At 60.0% G+C, this 16,921-nt stretch carries 14 protein-coding genes; 1 reads left to right on the top strand and 13 read right to left on the bottom strand.

Annotated features, from left to right (window positions below; genetic code table 11):
* Nucleotides 1–102 precede the first annotated feature (102 nt).
* The 5 genes from ABD842_RS18545 to ABD842_RS18525 all read right to left on the bottom strand — a co-directional run bounded on the left by ABD842_RS18545 (nt 103) and on the right by ABD842_RS18525 (nt 4,931).
* Nucleotides 103–978, bottom strand: a complete 876-nt coding sequence (locus ABD842_RS18545) for a ChaN family lipoprotein (RefSeq protein ID WP_345117199.1) — start codon at nt 976–978, stop codon at nt 103–105.
* A gap of 267 nt (nt 979–1,245) precedes the next feature.
* Nucleotides 1,246–2,604, bottom strand: coding sequence for an ABC transporter permease (locus ABD842_RS18540; RefSeq protein WP_345117197.1), 1,359 nt, complete (start codon nt 2,602–2,604; stop codon nt 1,246–1,248).
* Between the two features lie 122 nt (nt 2,605–2,726).
* Nucleotides 2,727–3,677 carry an ABC transporter ATP-binding protein gene (locus ABD842_RS18535; protein ID WP_345117195.1) on the bottom strand — a complete coding sequence of 317 codons (951 nt, stop codon included), beginning with the start codon at nt 3,675–3,677 and terminating at the stop codon, nt 2,727–2,729.
* A gap of 133 nt (nt 3,678–3,810) precedes the next feature.
* Nucleotides 3,811–4,431 (bottom strand): hypothetical protein, encoded by a 621-nt coding sequence (locus ABD842_RS18530; protein ID WP_345117193.1) that lies wholly within the window; start codon nt 4,429–4,431, stop codon nt 3,811–3,813.
* Nucleotides 4,431–4,931, bottom strand: coding sequence for an RNA polymerase sigma factor (locus tag ABD842_RS18525; protein WP_345117191.1), 501 nt, complete (start codon nt 4,929–4,931; stop codon nt 4,431–4,433). Before ABD842_RS18525 ends, ABD842_RS18530 begins: the two co-directional genes overlap by 1 nt.
* A gap of 240 nt (nt 4,932–5,171) precedes the next feature.
* Between ABD842_RS18525 and ABD842_RS18520 the strand changes: the two genes are divergently transcribed.
* The gene (locus ABD842_RS18520) at nt 5,172–6,536 is read left to right on the top strand and encodes a T9SS type A sorting domain-containing protein (RefSeq protein WP_345117188.1); all 1,365 of its coding nucleotides are present in this window, start codon (nt 5,172–5,174) and stop codon (nt 6,534–6,536) included.
* Nucleotides 6,537–6,642: 106 nt separating this feature from the next.
* On the opposite strand, the gene dnaJ is transcribed toward ABD842_RS18520, so the two are convergent.
* From dnaJ to ABD842_RS18480, 8 genes are all read right to left on the bottom strand, one after another.
* Nucleotides 6,643–7,782, bottom strand: coding sequence for a molecular chaperone DnaJ (dnaJ, locus tag ABD842_RS18515; protein ID WP_345117186.1), 1,140 nt, complete (start codon nt 7,780–7,782; stop codon nt 6,643–6,645).
* Nucleotides 7,783–7,934: 152 nt separating this feature from the next.
* The gene (locus ABD842_RS18510) at nt 7,935–8,519 is read right to left on the bottom strand and encodes a nucleotide exchange factor GrpE (protein WP_345117185.1); all 585 of its coding nucleotides are present in this window, start codon (nt 8,517–8,519) and stop codon (nt 7,935–7,937) included.
* A 395-nt stretch (nt 8,520–8,914) separates the two neighbouring features.
* Entirely contained in the window at nt 8,915–9,913 is a 999-nt protein-coding gene (gene obgE, locus ABD842_RS18505; protein WP_345117201.1) for a GTPase ObgE, read from the bottom strand.
* A 225-nt stretch (nt 9,914–10,138) separates the two neighbouring features.
* Nucleotides 10,139–10,768, bottom strand: coding sequence for an adenylate kinase (locus ABD842_RS18500; RefSeq protein ID WP_345117183.1), 630 nt, complete (start codon nt 10,766–10,768; stop codon nt 10,139–10,141).
* Between the two features lie 111 nt (nt 10,769–10,879).
* The gene (gene hpt / locus ABD842_RS18495; protein WP_345117181.1) at nt 10,880–11,419 is read right to left on the bottom strand and encodes a hypoxanthine phosphoribosyltransferase; all 540 of its coding nucleotides are present in this window, start codon (nt 11,417–11,419) and stop codon (nt 10,880–10,882) included.
* A gap of 113 nt (nt 11,420–11,532) precedes the next feature.
* Entirely contained in the window at nt 11,533–13,761 is a 2,229-nt protein-coding gene (locus ABD842_RS18490) for a sodium-translocating pyrophosphatase (RefSeq protein ID WP_345117179.1), read from the bottom strand.
* 870 nt (nt 13,762–14,631) lie between these two features.
* Nucleotides 14,632–15,849: a hypothetical protein gene (locus tag ABD842_RS18485; RefSeq protein WP_345117177.1), complete on the bottom strand. Its 1,218-nt coding sequence runs from the start codon at nt 15,847–15,849 to the stop codon at nt 14,632–14,634.
* Between the two features lie 119 nt (nt 15,850–15,968).
* A complete protein-coding gene (locus ABD842_RS18480; RefSeq protein WP_345117175.1) occupies nt 15,969–16,883 on the bottom strand; it encodes a M20/M25/M40 family metallo-hydrolase in 915 nt (304 codons plus the stop codon).
* Between the last annotated feature and the right edge of the window lie 38 nt (nt 16,884–16,921).

The following is a 16,921-nucleotide window of genomic DNA, read 5'->3' as shown; positions in this document are numbered from 1 at the left end:
CTTACGCGGCCTCACGCCACATGAATTTGTGTGTGCCCAGTGGCAGAAAAACCCCGTTAACTTTACCCAGGACCCGACCCACCTCACGCTGGGACTATACAACTAGTAGGTTTTGGTCATGTCGGCGGGTACGGTCAGGATGAAATCGGCTTTCTGCTGCTGCTCCCGATCCAGCTTCCCGAGCTGCTCCTGCGTGACGGTGCTGATGGTCAGTACGCGCAGCTGGGGATTTTGCTGGCGCAGGTAGGCCAGGATGCCGTCGTGGTTGTCGGAGTGGTAGCTGCCGTTGAGGTGGAGCAGCAGGTGGCCGGCGGGACGGGCCTGGTTGAGGAAGTAGGCCATGGTGGCATCCTTGAGCGCCTGGGCCTGGATGATGTTCTGCACGCCGGCCGCGTGGGCCGCGTCGCCGCCGAACATCTTGGCCATATTCTTATAGCCGGGCAGCTCGTAGTCGACGGTGAGGGGCAGCGGGGCCAGCCAGGCCTTGGACTTAGCAGGCAGGGTGTCGAGGACCGAGAGGCTGTTTTTGCCTACCATCGAGGCGTAGCGGCGGGGCACGTTGGTCCCGACCACGCGGAACTTCTGCTGCTTAGCCAGCAGCAGCAGCGGCTTGTAGTCGGTGCCGTAGTTGGGCCAGGGGCGGCTGCGGGCTTCGAACTCCTCCTCAGCCACCTCCCCGGTGGTATACTGGTCGACCAGGGGCTGCACGTCGCGCTCAAACATTTCCAGGCCCAGCACCAGCTGCCCCTGTTTCAGGCGGAGCAAATCCTTGGTCAGCTGCAGCGCCAGCCAGTGGGCAATGGGGTCGTTGTGCTGCTCGCCGAAAAAGACGACGTCGGCCCGGGCCAGCTCCTGGAGCATCTTGTCGTAGCGGGCGGGCTTGCCGGCGGCGGTAAACAGGCGGTAGGCCGGCCGGTCGTCGGCGCGGAAGCCGAGCAGCAAAAGCAGCAGCGGCAGCAGGAGGAGTTTTCGGGTCATGGGCAAGGGGCAGCGGCCGGTCTGGCGCAGCCGGCTCAAAGTACGCAGAATGTGTTGACGCTTTATTGGTCGGCTGTCCTTGCGAAGCCGAAGGCGGAAGCAATCCGTCCTGAGCAGCACAGAGGCCCTTGTTAACAAAAAGGCCCCGACGTATGCTTAACGTCGGGGCTTTTCAGGGTAACAGTGCTTTCTACAATTCAGAGCAGTGTTATTGCTTCGTCTCTGCTTTACTCGCAGAAGGCGCGCCATGATACTCCTGCTACGGCTTTACCCTTTATAGAACATCCAGCGGGACAGCTCGGCGTAGGTTACTTTCTTGCCATACATGAGCACGCCCACGCGGTAGATGCGGCTGGCCACCCAGGTGGTGAAGATAAAGCCGCCAATGAGCAGCACGCCCGACAGCAGCAGCTGCCACGCGGGTACGCCGAAGGGCAGGCGCATGACCATGGCAATGGGCGAGGTAAACGGAATCATCGACAGCCAGAACGCCAGCGGACCGTTCGGGTCGCCGTTGATGATGACGTTGATGCTCACGATATAGCTCAGAATCAGCGGAATGGTCACCGGGAACATAAACTGCTGGGCGTCGGTCTGGTCATCGACGGCCGCGCCGATGGCGGCAAACAGCGACGAGTAGAGCAGGTAGCCGCCCAGGAAGAAGAACAGGAAGCCGCCGATGATGCTGCCGATGGGCAGGCCGTCGAGCACGCTCCAGATGTTGGGCGGGGTGCCGGGCTGCGGAGCTTTCAGGGCCGGGGCCTCGTCGGCAGCCACGGCCGGCGAGGCGCTGGCGCCCGAAGCTTTGGCGGCTACCGCGGTGGCAGGCGTCTTGTCCGACTTCATCAGCAGCGGCGCTACCACCGTGGTGATGGTGTACGACAGAATCAGCCAGATGCCGAACTGGGTGAGCACCACGGCGGCAATACCCAGGATCTTGCCCATCATCAGCTGAAACGGCTTCACCGACGACATCATTACCTCCATAATCCGGTTAGTTTTTTCCTCGGCCACGCCGCGCATCACCTGCACGCCGTAGATGAAGATGAACATGTAGACCAGAATCGAGAGGAAGTAGGCCGCGGCGGTGGTGGCGCCCACGTTGTTTTTGCTGCCCCCCTTCTGCGACAGGTTCACGGCCGACATGTCGACGTCGGCCTTCAGGTTATCGATGGTCTGGCGGGTGAGGCCGGAGCGGGTCAGCTTCAGCTCACTGATGGCCTTGTTGACGGCCTTGCGGACATTCAGCTGCCGGTTCAGACTCACGTTGCCGTCGGCCAGCAGCTGCACCCCCTGGTTGGAGTCGAGGGAAAAGTCCGCCGGAAATACCAGCAGCGCCGCCTGCTTGGGCTTGGCCCGCTGGAAGGCGGCCGTGGCGGCCGGTGCCGAGGCGCCCCCGGCCGGCACGAAGCGCAGCTCTTCGGTGGCCACCAGGTGGTCCAGCAGGTTCAGGCCGCTGGCGTCGTACACGGCCACCTCATCGGCCGACGAGGGCGCGTTGAGCTTGGCAATGCCCAGCGTGGTACCGGCCAGCAGCAGCGGGGCCAGCAGCGAAATCACCAGAAAGCTCTTCTTGCGCACCCGGGTCAGGTATTCGCGCTGAATGATAAGCCAGATTTTATTCATAGTTGGTGGGGTCTTAGGAACTTGGGGTCTTGGTTGGTGGTCGTCATTCCGAGCCCCGCGAGGAATCCCGCGTGCTGACATATGCGTGGCAGTCAGCACGAGGGCCGGGCAGCTTGTGCGGGCTAGCTCTGCACGGCCAGCTCTTTCTCCGATAAGGTTTCGGGCATGGTTTCCTGCACCCGGCGGATGAAGATGTCGTTGATGCTCGGAATCTGCTCGCGGAAGGCGTGCACTTCCACGTTGCCGATCAGGTAGCGCAGCAGGTCGTTGGGCGTAGTGCCCTCGTGCAGGCGAATCCGGTCGTAGAAGTGGCCATTTTCGCGGTCCTTGTGCTCGAGCACCTCGAAGTCGGGGTGAATGACCATCAGCCGGCCTTTGCCCTCCACCTCATAGGTGCGGGTTTTGAAGGCGTCCTTGATGTCGCGCACCGAGCCGTCGAGCACCTTGCGGGAGCGGTTGATGAGGGCAATGTTGTCGCACATCTCCTCCACCGATTCCATGCGGTGGGTGCTGAAGATGACGGTGGCCCCGCGCTGGCGCAGCTCCAGGATTTCGTCCTTGATCAGGTTAGCATTGATGGGGTCGAAGCCCGAAAACGGCTCGTCGAGGATGATCAGGCTGGGCTCGTGCAGGACGGTGGCAATGAACTGCACCTTCTGCTGCATGCCTTTGCTGAGGTCTTCCACGTTCTTGCTCACCCAGGCGCGCAGGTCCAGCCGGTCGATCCAGCCCTTGATGCGCTGGGTGGCGTCGGCCTTGGTGAGGCCCTTGAGCTGGGCCAGGTAGAGCAGCTGCTCCCCCACCTTCATCTTTTTGTAGAGTCCCCGCTCCTCGGGCAGGTAGCCGATCTGGCCGATATGGCTGGGGCTAAGCCGCTCGCCCCGGAAGCGGATTTCGCCGGAGTCGGCGGCCGTAATCTGGGTGATAATGCGAATCAGGGAGGTTTTGCCGGCCCCGTTGGGACCCAGCAGCCCGAAGATGCTGCCCTCCGGAATATCGAGGCTCACGCCGTCGAGGGCGACGTGGGCGGCGTAGGCCTTGCGCACGTCGATGGCTTGCAGAATGTTGCTCACAGCGGAAAGAGTAGGTTGGGAGTGGAGCGTAATATTACAGGAACCGGATAAAGAAGCCGCTTAATTCTTACCCAATCAGCAAATTATTGGGTCTGAACGGGCGGAAAGCCCGCCCGAATGGCGGCCGGCGGGCTCAGGACAACTCCCGCAGCTCGTGCAGATGGCTTTCCAGCTGGTCGAGGTAGCGGCCGTACTGGCGCTGCAGGTGCCAGCGGGTAATCCAGCCGGTAATGAGCCAGGAAATCAGCGCCGTCAGCCCCAGCCACAGGCCGCGTTGCCACAGCGTGCGGGCGTCGCCGCGGAAGAGCTGCGGCAGGTGGGTATAGGTTGAGTACAGCAGAAAGCTGCCCATCAGCACCAGCGTGCCCATCGTGAAGTAGTAGTACAGGCGCAGCAGGCTCCGCAGGCTCTGCAGCTGCTGCTCCAGGTGGCCGCGCAGGGCCGCGGTGGTGGTGCCCAGCCGCTGCAGCACCCGCAGCTTATGGTAGTAGTAATAGCCCATCAGCACGGAAGCCGTCAGCAGCAGCAAGCCAAACGGCCGCAGCCAGGGGAGGTGCACAAACTGCAGCCCTACCATCGTCAGGGCCAGAATCAGCACGGTGGAAATAATTTCCTGCCGGGCATTGCGCAGCATCCGGGCGACGGGGCTGGTGGAGGGCTGGGTCAGCAGCGCGCGCAGGGCGGCCTCATCCGGGGCCGCGCTATCCGGGGCCGGCTGCTGCTGCCACTGGCGGCGAAGATCATTGAGTTCCATCAGGCGGGTTGGGTTAGGAGGTGGCGAAGCTTGTCCTGCACGCGGTGCATTTTCACCCGCACATTGTTCTGGGTGATGCCGAGGATGTCGGCCATTTCCTCGTAGGTGCGCTCTTCGAGGTAGAGCAGCACGAAGGCTTTTTCCACGTCGGAGAGCCGGGCAATGGCCTGGTAGAGCTGGGCCAGATCGTCGGCGTCGGGGCCGGGGTCGGGGGGCGGAGCCACGTCGGGCAGCTCGGGGCCAAACCGCTCGGGCGCGGGGTGACGGGTGCGCCGGCGCAGGCTGCTGATGGCTACGTTCAGGGCAATGCGGTAGAGCCAGGTGCTGACTTTGGCCGCGCCCGGCCGGTACTGGGGCCAGGCCCGCCAGAGCTGGAGCACTACTTCCTGGTACAGATCCTGCCGTTCGTCGGCATCGGGGCAGTAGAGCCGGCAGATGCGGTGCAGCAAACCCTGGTTGGAGTTGATGACGGCAAGAAAATCGGGTGCGGCGGGGTTCATGGCAGAAGCAAGTACACGATATATATCGCCAGCAGGCCGGCTACATTACAGAATGCCTGTTTGTTTTTGCCTTACTTTTATACAACCTTTTATTATTCAATTACTTGATCTGCGTCCCGGCATAAATTCAACCGGCTGTCGAAGTGCTTAATATCCATTATTTATAATATATATACTTCATATATAACAATATCAATATTAGTTCTATATTTGGTGCTCACCCTATTATCTGCTGGTCTTATGAAGCACTTTTTACCCCTGGCCCTCACGGCAGCGCTCCTCACGGCGGCTCTGAGCAGCACCGCGCAAAGCCGGACTCCGGCTCGCTCCGCCAAACTCCTGTTTGATCAGGCGCACCACTATGTCGGGCCGGGTGCTGAGTTGACCGCCCGCGGGGCGGGCATTACGGCCGTTACCGTGCCGGGCCGCAGCATCGAGCATTATTGGAGCCAGAATACCGCCCGCTGGGACGGCGGCTACATCCTAACCAATACCTACAATACCCAGGGCCGCCCTATTCAAATAGTGGGTACGGATTCGGCTACGAATGCTCCTCGGCGGAAGACGCTGCTGGTCTATAATGCGCAGGCGTTGGTAACCGAGGAGCTGGAGCAGAACTGGAACGGCTCGGCCTATATGAACAGCTACCGCACGCAATACGCCTACGATGCCAATGGCCGCGGAACCCTGTATCTGTACCAGGAATGGCAGAACAATGCCTGGCAGACGCGCGGTGGCTACCGCAGCACCAACACGTATAATCCGGCCGGCGTACTCCTCACGGAAGTAGCTGAGAATCTGAATACGGCCACCGGCATCTGGCAACCGGACTACCGCACTACGTACACCGTCAATGCCAACAACCAGTGGACGGGGCTCACCGGGGAGGAGTGGGATAACGGAGCTTATGTCAATGATTACCGCATTCGCAGTATCAATTGGTATAACTGGGCCAAGCTGCTGCCTGCCTATTACGAGCAGCAGGAATGGAATAAAGCCACCAGCACCTGGGCCGATGACTACCGCACCACCTTCACCTACCAGGCCAACGGCAGCTACGTCAGCATAGGCCAGAAGCTGGTTGCACCTGACGTCTGGCTCAACGAAGAACGCTACACCCAGACCTATGATGCCTTCGGCAACGAAACCCTGTACCAGGGCGAACGATGGGCCAACAATGCCTGGTTCATCGACTACGCCTACCGCACCTTGCTCAGCTACGCGGCCACCAGCCAGATACGCCGCAGGGTGGGGCAGGAATATGATGTGCCGACCAGCCGGTACGTCAACGACTACCTGGCTACTTACTCCAACTTCATTACGCTGGCCACCCGGCGGGCTACGGAGTTGGAAGCCGCAGCAGCCCTCTACCCCAACCCTACCCTGAGCGCTGCTACGCTTAGTGTTGCCGGCCTGCGCGAGCAGGGGGCGGTGCGCACCGAAGTCCTGAACACCCTAGGCCAGGTGGTCCAAACACTTGACCTCCAGCCCCGCCGAGGCACTATCCGGCACGAGCTGAATCTGAGTACGCTGCCGGCCGGCTTCTACACCGTGCGCCTGCACGCGGCCGAAGGCACCATTGCTAAGCGCGTGCTGAAGCACTAGCCGAGATACCCCGCACGGCTCCGCACGAAAAAGCCCGTCCTCCACGAATGGAGGGCGGGCTTTTTCTAATCACCGCAATCAAGGATAGTTCGCGGCAATGCGCAGCTTACTGGAAATACTCCTTTACTTTCTCGAAGAAGCCTTTCTCGTTCTTGCCGGGGTTGGGTACGAAGTTCTGGGCGTTGCGCAGCTTTTCGAGCAGCTCCCGCTCCTCGCTGCTCACGTTCTTGGGCGTCCAGACGCTGAGGTGAATGAGCTGGTCGCCGCGGCCGTAGCCGTTCAGGTCCTTGATGCCCTTGCCGCGCAGGCGCAGGATCTTGCCCGGCTGGGTACCGGGGTCGACCTTGATTTTCACCTTGCCCTCAATGGTCGGCACCTCGATGTTGGCGCCCAGGGCGGCATCGACAAACGAAATGTACTGCTCGAACATGATGTTGTTGCCGTCGCGCTTGAGCAGCTCGTGCGGCTCCTCCTCAATCTGGATGAGCAGGTCACCGGGCACGCCGCCGCGTTCAGGGTAGTTGCCCTTGCCGTTCATGCTCAGCTGCATGCCCTCGGCCACGCCGGACGGGATGTTGATCGGAATAACCTCCTCGTGCAGCTGCCGGCCTTCGCCGTGGCACACGTCGCACTTGCTGCTCACGATTTTGCCCTCGCCGTTGCAGGTCGGGCAGGTGGAGGCGCTGACCATCTGGCCCAGCATCGTGTTCACCACCCGCTTCACCTGGCCCTGGCCGTGGCAGGTGCCGCAGTCCTTCAGGTCGGTGCCGTTTTTGGCGCCGGTGCCCGAGCAGGGCTGGCAGGCCACGTAGCGCTTCACCTTGATTTTCTTCTCGACGCCGTTGGCCACTTCCTCCAGATCGAGCTTGAGCTTAATGCGCAGGTTGGAGCCCTTTTTCACGCGCCGTCCCTGGCCGCCGCGGCCCTGGCCCCCAAAGAAGCCCTCGAAGCCGCCGCCGCCGCCGAAGATGTCGCCGAACTGGGAGAAGATGTCCTCCATGTTCTGGGCCCCGCCGCCCCCGCCGCTCTGGTGCCCGAACCGGTCGTAGCGGGCGCGCTTGTCGTCGCTGGACAGGATTTCGTAGGCCTCCGCAGCTTCTTTGAACTTGTCTTCGGCCGTCGGGTCGTCGGGGTTCTTATCGGGGTGAAACTTGATGGCCACCTTGCGGTAGGCCTTCTTGATTTCCTCCCCCGACGCGGTTTTGGCCACGCCCAACACCTCGTAATAATCTCGCTTCGTTGCCATTGTTGTTTTTCCAGAACGTCATGCTTCATCTTGCGTCCGCGAAGTCGAAGCATCTCGCGTGTTTAGTTGGATTACTAATCCAGTGTCAGCACGCGAGATGCTTCGTCTCTGCTTGATGCGCAGAATGCTCAGCATGACGGTTACTCGTTCATTTACTGGCCCAGCACCACCTTGGCGTGCCGGATTACTTTGTCGCCGAGGTAGTAGCCTTTCTCCACCTCGTCCACGATTTTACCCTTCAGGTCCTCCGAAGGCGCAGGAATCTGGGTAATGGCCTCGTGCAGGTCGGCATCGAAGTCGCCGCCCTTGGCTTCCATGGGGGTCAAACCCTTTTGCTGGAGCGTTTTGTTCAGCTTGTTCTGAATAATCTCGATGCTCTCGCGCACGGCCCCGGCATCGGTGGTAGCCTGGGTGGCGTGGCGGGCGCGCTCAAAATCGTCGAGCACGGGCAGCAAAGCCACCATCAGCTCTTGGTTGGCACTTTTAAACAGGTCGGCGCGCTCCTTGGTGGTGCGGCGCTTGTAGTTGTCGAACTCAGCGGCCAGGCGCAGGTATTTGTCCTTCAGCTCGGCCAGCTCGGCGTCAGTTTTGGTGCCTTCGGCTTTCGGCGCGCCGCCGTCGAGGCCCTCGGGCGTGCCCAGGTCGGGCGCGTTCGGGTCTTCGGGCAATTCGCCGGCCGTATGCGTAGAGTCAACGGACAGATTGTCGTCCTGGGGCAGGGTGGTATCGTCAGCCATTTTGGTAAATATTCGTCGGAATGGGTTTTTCACGGGAGTGGCCGTTGGGCTACCCGTCGGGCGCAAGGAGTTTGCCAAAGCGGGTTTGGCTGTCAGTTTGGCACGAGAAACTTCAGGAGGCGGGTAGTAGGTTTCCTCTACCTTGCTCTGAACGACGCTTTTTTCAAATAAAAGGCGAGAAGCGCCACTGGGAAAGTCAGCGCAATAACCATTGGAAACTGCAGCAGATTAATCTTTTGAGTAATCCAGTGCGAAAAATATACGTGCGGCTGCCATCCCACCGTAAAACAGCAGCCACGCGAACATTTGAAGCCCCCACATAGGCCCTAACCATACGCAGAGCAAAGCCAGGAGAACAATAGGGAGTATAATATAAGTACGGGCAGCCATAGGTGTTACTCCTTGGCATTCAGCGCCTGCCAGATCATGTCCTTCAGCTGGATGATGTTCTTATTCGCCAGGCTGGAGATAAAGACGGTGGGCAGGTCGGTGGGCAGGGTGGCGCGCATCTCGGCTTCCAGCTCGTCGTCGATCAGGTCGGCCTTGGTAATGGCCAGCAGGCGCTTCTTGTCGAGCAGCTCGGGGTTGAACTGCTGGAGCTCATTCACCAGCACCTTGTACTCGGCGGCAATGTCCGGACTGTCGACCGAAATCATGAACAGCAGCATGGAGTTGCGCTCAATGTGCTTCAGGAAGCGAATACCCAGCCCGCGCCCTTCCGCCGCGCCCTCGATGATGCCGGGGATGTCGGCCATCACAAAGGATTTGTAGTCGCGGTAGGCCACCACGCCCAGGTTGGGCGTTAGGGTCGTAAAGGCGTAGTCGGCAATCTTGGGCTTGGCCGCCGACACCACCGACAGCAGCGTGCTCTTGCCCGCGTTGGGGAAGCCCACCAGACCCACGTCGGCCAGCAGCTTGAGCTCCAGAATCACCAGCTCGTCCACGCCGGACTCGCCGGGCTGGGCGTAGGTCGGGGCCTGGTTGGTGGCCGACTTGAAGTGGTCGTTGCCCAGGCCGCCGCGGCCGCCGGGCGTGAGGATGATGCGCTGGCCGTGCTCGGTAATCTCCACCTTCTTCGCGCCGGTTTCGGCGTCGCGGGCAATGGTACCCAGCGGCACCTGAATGGTGATATCCTTGCCCTGGGCGCCGGTGCAGAGGGCCTCGCCCCCGTTCACGCCGTTTTCGGCAAACTGGTGCTTTTTGTACTGCAGGTGCAGCAGGGTCCAGAGCTGGGAGTTGCCTTCCAGAATGATGTGGCCGCCGCGGCCGCCGTCGCCACCGTCGGGGCCACCGTTGGGCAGGCCTTTGGCACGGAAAAAGTGAGCCGAGCCGGCCCCTCCGTTACCGGAGCGGCAGTTGATTTTGACGTAGTCGATGAAGTTGTTGGAAGCCACGGGGAAGGAATTAAAAATCAAGAATCAGGAACTAAGAATTGGGGTATTCCTGGTTCCGCCGTCTTAATGGGATGTCTAAAAAACGGCTGTCATCCTGGGCAAAGCGAAGGACCTTACTGCGGCGGAACGACATTGGGGTCGTTCCAGCGTGATAAGGTCCTTCGCTTTGCTCAGGATGACAGAGTTGGTTCTGCCACTACCCAGCAGCGGGTAGCAGCCGTAAAGTTACGCTTTTACTTCGTCGGTAGCAGCGGCGGGGCTGCCGGCAACGGCAGCGGCCGGCTGGTGCTGGTCGATAATCCGGCAGATCTGGCCGAAAATATCGTCGATAACGCCGATTCCGTTCAGGGCGTGAAACTTCTGCTGCGCGGCATAATAACCGGCTACCTGGGCGGTTTCGGTGTTGTATACCGTCACGCGCTTGCGAATTTTCTCCTCGTTCTGGTCGTCGGGGCGGCCGCTGGTTTTACCGCGGTCCAGCAGGCGCTTCACCAGTTCCTCCTCGTCTACTTCCAGCGCAATCATGCAGCTCACGCCGGTGTCGTAGCGCTGGGTGAGGGCATCGAGGCTTTGGGCCTGGGGCACGGTGCGGGGGAAGCCGTCGAAGATGAAGCCGGCGGCCGTGGTGTTGTTGGCCAGCTGGCTTTCGATCATGCCGATAACCACCTCATCGGGTACCAGCAGACCTTCATCCATGAGTTTTTTGGCGCGCAGACCAAGCTCCGTACCCTGGGTAATCTGGGAGCGAAGCAGGTCGCCGGTGGACAGGTGCACCAGATTATAGCGGGCAATGAGTTTCTGGCTTTGCGTTCCTTTGCCGGCGCCGGGCGGGCCGAAGAGCACGATATTGAGCATAAAGCGAGGTGTTTCGCGAGAAAGAAAAGTGTGGGCGGGGTTGGGAAAGATAACAAATCGGCACCAAACCACCCCTTACGGCTAACAGCTTATTTTGGCTGCCGGCCGAGGTCAGACAGCTTTGTACACGTCGGGGTAATTGCGGCCCAGGCCGTCATAATCGAGGCCGAAGCCCACGATGAAGTCATTGGGAATCTCGAGGCCCACGTAGCGGATATCCAGCTCGTGCTGCAGGCACTCGGGCTTCAAAAACAGCGTAGCCACGGCCAGGGAGGCAGGTTTTTTGGCCGTCAGCAGGTCGAGCAGGGCCCGCATGGTGTGGCCCGTATCCACGATGTCTTCCACGATGATCAGGTCGCGGCCCTGCACGTCTTCCTGCAGGCCCAGAATCTCTTTTACTTCGCCGGTGCTGCTGGTGCCGGCGTAGGAAGCCACGCGGATGAAGGCTACTTCACAGGCAATGGTCAGCTCCTTGAGCAGGTCGGAGGTGAACATGAACGAGCCGTTGAGCACGGACACGAACAGGGGCTGCCGGCCGGCGTAGTCCTGGCTGATCCGCACTGCCAGGGCCTGGATGGATTCCGCAATCTGCCGGGCCGGCAGATAGGGACTGAACTGCTTGTCGTGCAGGGAAATAGTGGCTTGGGGCATCCGGGTGAGGTTGGTCCGCTGAGCGAAGGGGGACTCAAATGTAGTACAAAAAAGCTGCCCCTCCGGCAGGGAGAGGCAGCTCGTGAATGGCCGTAGGAAGCAGCAGTGACGGCCTAGCGCTGCACCAGCAGGGTTTTGGAGGCCGCGCCGGCAGCCGCCACCGACTGCACCGGGGACGACACGCTCGGCTCCTGCCGCGGCCTCTCGGCCTGGGCCATGCCCCGCTCCGGGGCGGCAATGTGGGGCGCAATAACCAGGGATACGATGGACATCAGCTTGATAAGAATGTTCATGCTGGGACCGGAGGTGTCCTTAAAGGGGTCGCCCACGGTGTCGCCGGTGACGGAGGCCTTGTGGGCTTCGGAGCCCTTATACTGCATCACGCCGTCAATCATCACGCCTTTCTCGAACGACTTCTTGGCGTTGTCCCAGGCGCCCCCGGCGTTGCTCTGGAAAATGGCCATCAGCACCCCCGACACCGTGACGCCGGCCAGCAGGCCGCCCAGTACCTCGGGCCCCATGGTGAAGCCCACGATGACGGGTACGACGAGGGCAATGGCACCGGGCAGCATCATTTCGCGGATGGCGGCCTGGGTGGAAATAGCAACGCACTTCTCGTATTCGGGGCGGCCGGTGCCTTCCATAATGCCGGGAATCTCGCGGAACTGCCGGCGCACTTCCTGCACCATGGCCATGGCCGCCCGGCCCACCGCCGAAATGGCCAGGCCGGAGAAGATAAACGGAATCATGCCCCCCACGAACAGGCCCGCCAGCACGTCGGCGTGGCTGATGTCGATGACGCTGATGTTGGCCGTCCCCATGAAGGCGGCAAACAAGGCCAGCGAGGTCAGGGCGGCGGAGGCAATGGCGAAGCCTTTGCCGGTAGCCGCGGTGGTGTTGCCGACCGCGTCCAGAATGTCGGTCCGCTCGCGCACTTCCTTGGGCAGCTCGCTCATTTCGGCGATGCCGCCGGCGTTGTCGGCAATGGGGCCGAAGGCGTCGATAGCCAGCTGCATGGCGGTGGTAGCCATCATGCCGGCGGCGGCAATAGCCACGCCGTAGAGGCCTGCAAAGCGGAACGACAGCACAATGCCGGCCGCCAGAATCAGAATCGGCAGCACGGTGGACTCCATGCCCACCGACAGACCGCCGATAACCGTGGTGGCGTGGCCGGTGCTGCTTTGCTTGACGATGCTGAGCACCGGGCGCTTGCCCATGGCGGTGTAATACTCCGTAATGATGCTCATCAGCGTACCCACGACAAGACCCACCACGACGGCATAAAACACATCCATCGAGGTGAAGGCCACCGCCCCGGCGCGCCCGATAACCAGGTCGCCGGCCGGCAGCATCCAGCGGATAATAAAGAAGGCCGCTACGGCGGAAATGGCGACGGATACATAGTTGCCGAAGTTGAGGGCCGCCTGCACGTCGCCACCTTCCTTCACCCGCACGGTCAGAATGCCAATCAGGGAGGCCACGATGCCGACGCCGGCAATGACCATGGGGAGCAGAATCGGGGACAGGCCGTTGAACTGGTCGCCGGCGGCCACCACTTCGCGGCCCAGCACCATGGTAGCCAGAATAGTTGCCACGTAGGAGCCGAACAAGTCGGCCCCCATGCCGGCCACGTCGCCCACGTTGTCGCCCACGTTGTCGGCAATCGTGGCGGGGTTGCGGGGGTCATCTTCGGGAATGCCGGCTTCGACTTTGCCCACCAGGTCAGCGCCCACATCGGCGGCCTTGGTATAGATGCCACCGCCCACGCGGGCAAACAGGGCAATGCTTTCGGCGCCGAGCGAGAAGCCCGTCAGCACTTCCAGCGCGGTTTCCATCTCCACGCCATTGGCGCTGCCGCCCTTGCTAACCACGAACATCTGGTAAAACACGATAAACAACGAGCCCAGTCCCAGCACGGCCAGGCCGGCCACGCCCATGCCCATCACCGAGCCCCCCGAAAACGACACGTTCAGGGCTTTCGACAGGCTGGTGCGGGCCGCCTGGGCAGTGCGCACGTTGGCTTTGGTGGCAATCTTCATCCCGATAAAGCCGGCCAGGGCCGAGAAAATGGCCCCAATCAGGAAGGCCACGACAATCACCGGGCTGGACTTTTCGCCGGTGCTGCCCAGGTAAAACAGAAAGACGCTGGCAATAAGCCCGAAAATGGTCAGCACCTTGTACTCCGCCTTCAGGAAGGCAATGGCGCCATCGGCAATGTAGCCGGCAATGGTTTTCATGCGTTCATCCCCGGCATCCTGGCGGGTAACCCAGCCGGAGCGCAGCCACGTGTAAACGAGGGCCAGAATACCCAACCCGGGTGCTACGTAAAGAATATTCATCATAGAAGCGGTGGGAAATGAGGGTTTTGGAGTGAGAACAAAGAGCGTTTAGGTCGGTAAAATAGAGCTTCTTAGCTAATCCCCAACTTCTCAGGATCAAATACCTCGTCCCGGCAAAACTTTCTCATTGCGAACAGTATATTATATCAGGCTTTTTGATTATGTAAATTTTTCGGCTTGAACTACCTGCCAACCGTTCCTGGCCGCTACCGCCTTGCTCGGCGGCCGCCGGCGGCTGGAGTTTGGGGCAGCAAAGACCTTGCGCCGCAAATGTCTCACCCCCCTACACCTACCGGTTGGTAATCCTAAGGTGGTAAAAGTCCAGGTGCGGCATCTGCGCTGACGCTTGAGCAAGCGGGAGAACCATGCTGGCCGCCGAGGGCTATATTCTTGTAATCGGCGGGAGCGGGTATTGCCCGGGTGAAGCAATGCCGGCAGTACAGCTGATAGGCGGATAAGCACGGCCGTCCCGTTCCCTCTGGAATGACTCTGTGCTACGCGGTGCGGCTGCACCTATTGGGCCGTCTTTCCCCACGAGTTGCGGCCCTGACAGCTTGTACAACCAAGTATAGCGGCGGACAGGGCACAGACTGTAAGTATCTCACCGGCAGCCTGCGCAAGCAGCTGCTTTAAAAAAAGTTCGGCCCGCTGACCTAGCGCTGGGCTGCCCGGCTCCCGCCCGCAAGTCGGGCTATGTTCGGGCGCGGGTGGCGGGTCGAGTGCTAGAGCCAAGGCGAGCAGCCGGAATTTATGTTCTGGCCAGGCCGCGAGGTCGTCGAACGCATCCTGAAGCGGAGCGCCCTTTGTAACCATCCCGTACGTAATGCCAGAGGGTGTTGAGGGCTTGGTTCGTCAGTTTTTGCTGGTTAGGCTTTAAGCGCCAATGCGAGCCAAACGGGCCATGTGAACAAAGGCGCATACGACGCTCACTCCCACAAATCCAAGCAAAGCAGCTCGCTGCCAATAGTGAACCCGCGTTGTGGTTTTCCAGAAGAAAATTTCCACCAAGATCAGCCAGTGCAGAATGTGATTAGCCGCCACTACCTGCCATACAAGATTGCCATGAGTAGCCCGTATCCCCGTCTCGTAAACGAACATAAAGATTACCATACCGAACGCAACGCTTAGCAAGGCTAAGTGATGACTTGGGCGGCGTAGCCAGTGCGGGCATATAAGGTAAGCCAAGGCTGGCAAAGCAAAAGATGAGACAAAGCTACCTAGTATGTGCCCGACAGTGAATTCGGGGACAAATGTGTGCCAACCAGCCCTCAGGGCGAATACAATATGTGACTCGCCGCCGTCAAGCATCACTTCTTGGTGTGCCAGGCTCCAGAGCACCTGCCCAATAATGAGCAGCACTACCGGCAGCAGCGGCACGGCCAAACGTACTAATGCTTTAAATCTGAACCGCACCTGCAGAGCATAAAGCAGCCCGTAAGCTGGCACAAACGCAAAAGCATAACTGGGCTTGAAAACAGCACTTCCTACAAGCAACAAGGCCAGCAATATATCCATGCGCCAGTTTACTTCTGTTGCTGCACGCAGACGTTTTACGGCTACTATAAAAATAACAATGATGAAGGGCCACGAGCCAACGATTGTCGAATTATGGTAGACGTTAGGTGGTAGCAGTCCGAGACCATAATTGGTAGAACCAGCCGGCAGGGGAAATATAAAGCACGACAGCACTGCCACAAGCAAGACAAGAAACCTGGTCTGTTGCCCGGGCAGCGTTGAATCGGGCAGTAATAGTTCAACTGAGCGTGCCGAGACATAGACTGTGACGCCCCACCAGAAGCCCAAAACAAAAAGAGCTACTGCGAGCAGGTTTATATAATTGCAGTTGAAAAGGGAGATGATATATAAAGGAGCATAAAATCCAAAGTTAGGGGGGACACTTTTACCACTGCTACAAGCGTCACAGACCATTTTTACGTGAAATGGCACGTCAACCGGTATTTTCTTAATATTTACAAGACCTATATAATATCCCCAAAAGAAGAGGCCCGTACCGACACTGGCAATCAGGGCTTGTAGCTTGGTGGGAATACGGCTGCTATTTTTTTCATCCTCAACAATTTTCTTCAGCATGGGTACAAACTATAGGGTGTTCCGAGACCACAGCGCGTAAGCTTTTGGCCCTCTTTTGAGCAGCAGTGCAACACACAGTTTGACTGCGTTTCACGCTGGTTCAGTTACTGTTTTATCTTTTAAAGTTCGCGCAGCAGCACCTGGTACAAGGCCAGCATGCTGGCAATGTCGCGCTTGTCCACTAGCTCGTTGGGGGAGTGCACGTGGTCTTCGGGGGCCCCGATAAAGCACCAGTCCCAGGGCTGGGCGCCGTGCTGCAGCTCCTTGGCATCGGAGCCGCCGCTGCCTTCCACTTCCAGCTGGTGGGCAATACCGGCCTCACGAGCCAGGCGGCGGATCCGGTCCACGTAGGCGCGGCGCGGAATCAGGGAGTCGCGCAGGGAGATGGCGACGCCGGCCCCGGCATGGACGCCTTCCGTGACCCAGGTGATGTCCGAAATCAGGGCCTGGCGCACCCCGTACTGCTCGTAAATGTATTTGGCCAGGTAGGCCACTGAGCCGCCGCCGTGCTCTTCCCAGCAGCTAAAGGCGATAATGCCATTTTCCAGGGTTTCGGCCACGCGCAGCGCGTTCCACACCCCCAGCCGGTTGTCGAGGTAGCAGGACTGCACGGTCGTCTCGGTTTCGCGAAAGTCGCAGCGGAAGGTGAGCTCCGTACCCCGGTCAATGTCGCGGGTGAACTCATAGCCCAGTTCCCCCGTTTCCTCGTCAACAGTCAGCGTGCAGTCGATTGCCCCCTGCGAGTCTTCGCCCACGAGCCGGTAACCGGCTTCGGCGCGGGGGCCGCCGATGCGCACCAGCTGCCGCCCGTAGCGTACCGTAAACCCAATACTATCGATGTGAGCGAATACAGCGGTGCGGGGCTGGCCAAAAACCAGAATAATACAATCCTGAAACTGACTCCCGCTTAACACCCGCGGCTGACTCAGCCAAGTGGCCTGGTTCTGCCGTATGTAGTTTAGCAAATATTCAGTGAGTGGGGCCTCGTTGCCGGCGGGTGCCGCTACGTGGCACAGAGAGTGCAGAAGCTTCATATTAACGCGGTTATTCGTCCAAATCTAGGATAAAAGCC

This window comes from Hymenobacter algoricola, from assembly GCF_039539525.1.
GTDB lineage: Bacteria > Bacteroidota > Bacteroidia > Cytophagales > Hymenobacteraceae > Hymenobacter > Hymenobacter algoricola.
Note: the sequence above shows the minus strand (reverse complement) of the source record. Positions and strands in the feature narration are given on the sequence as shown.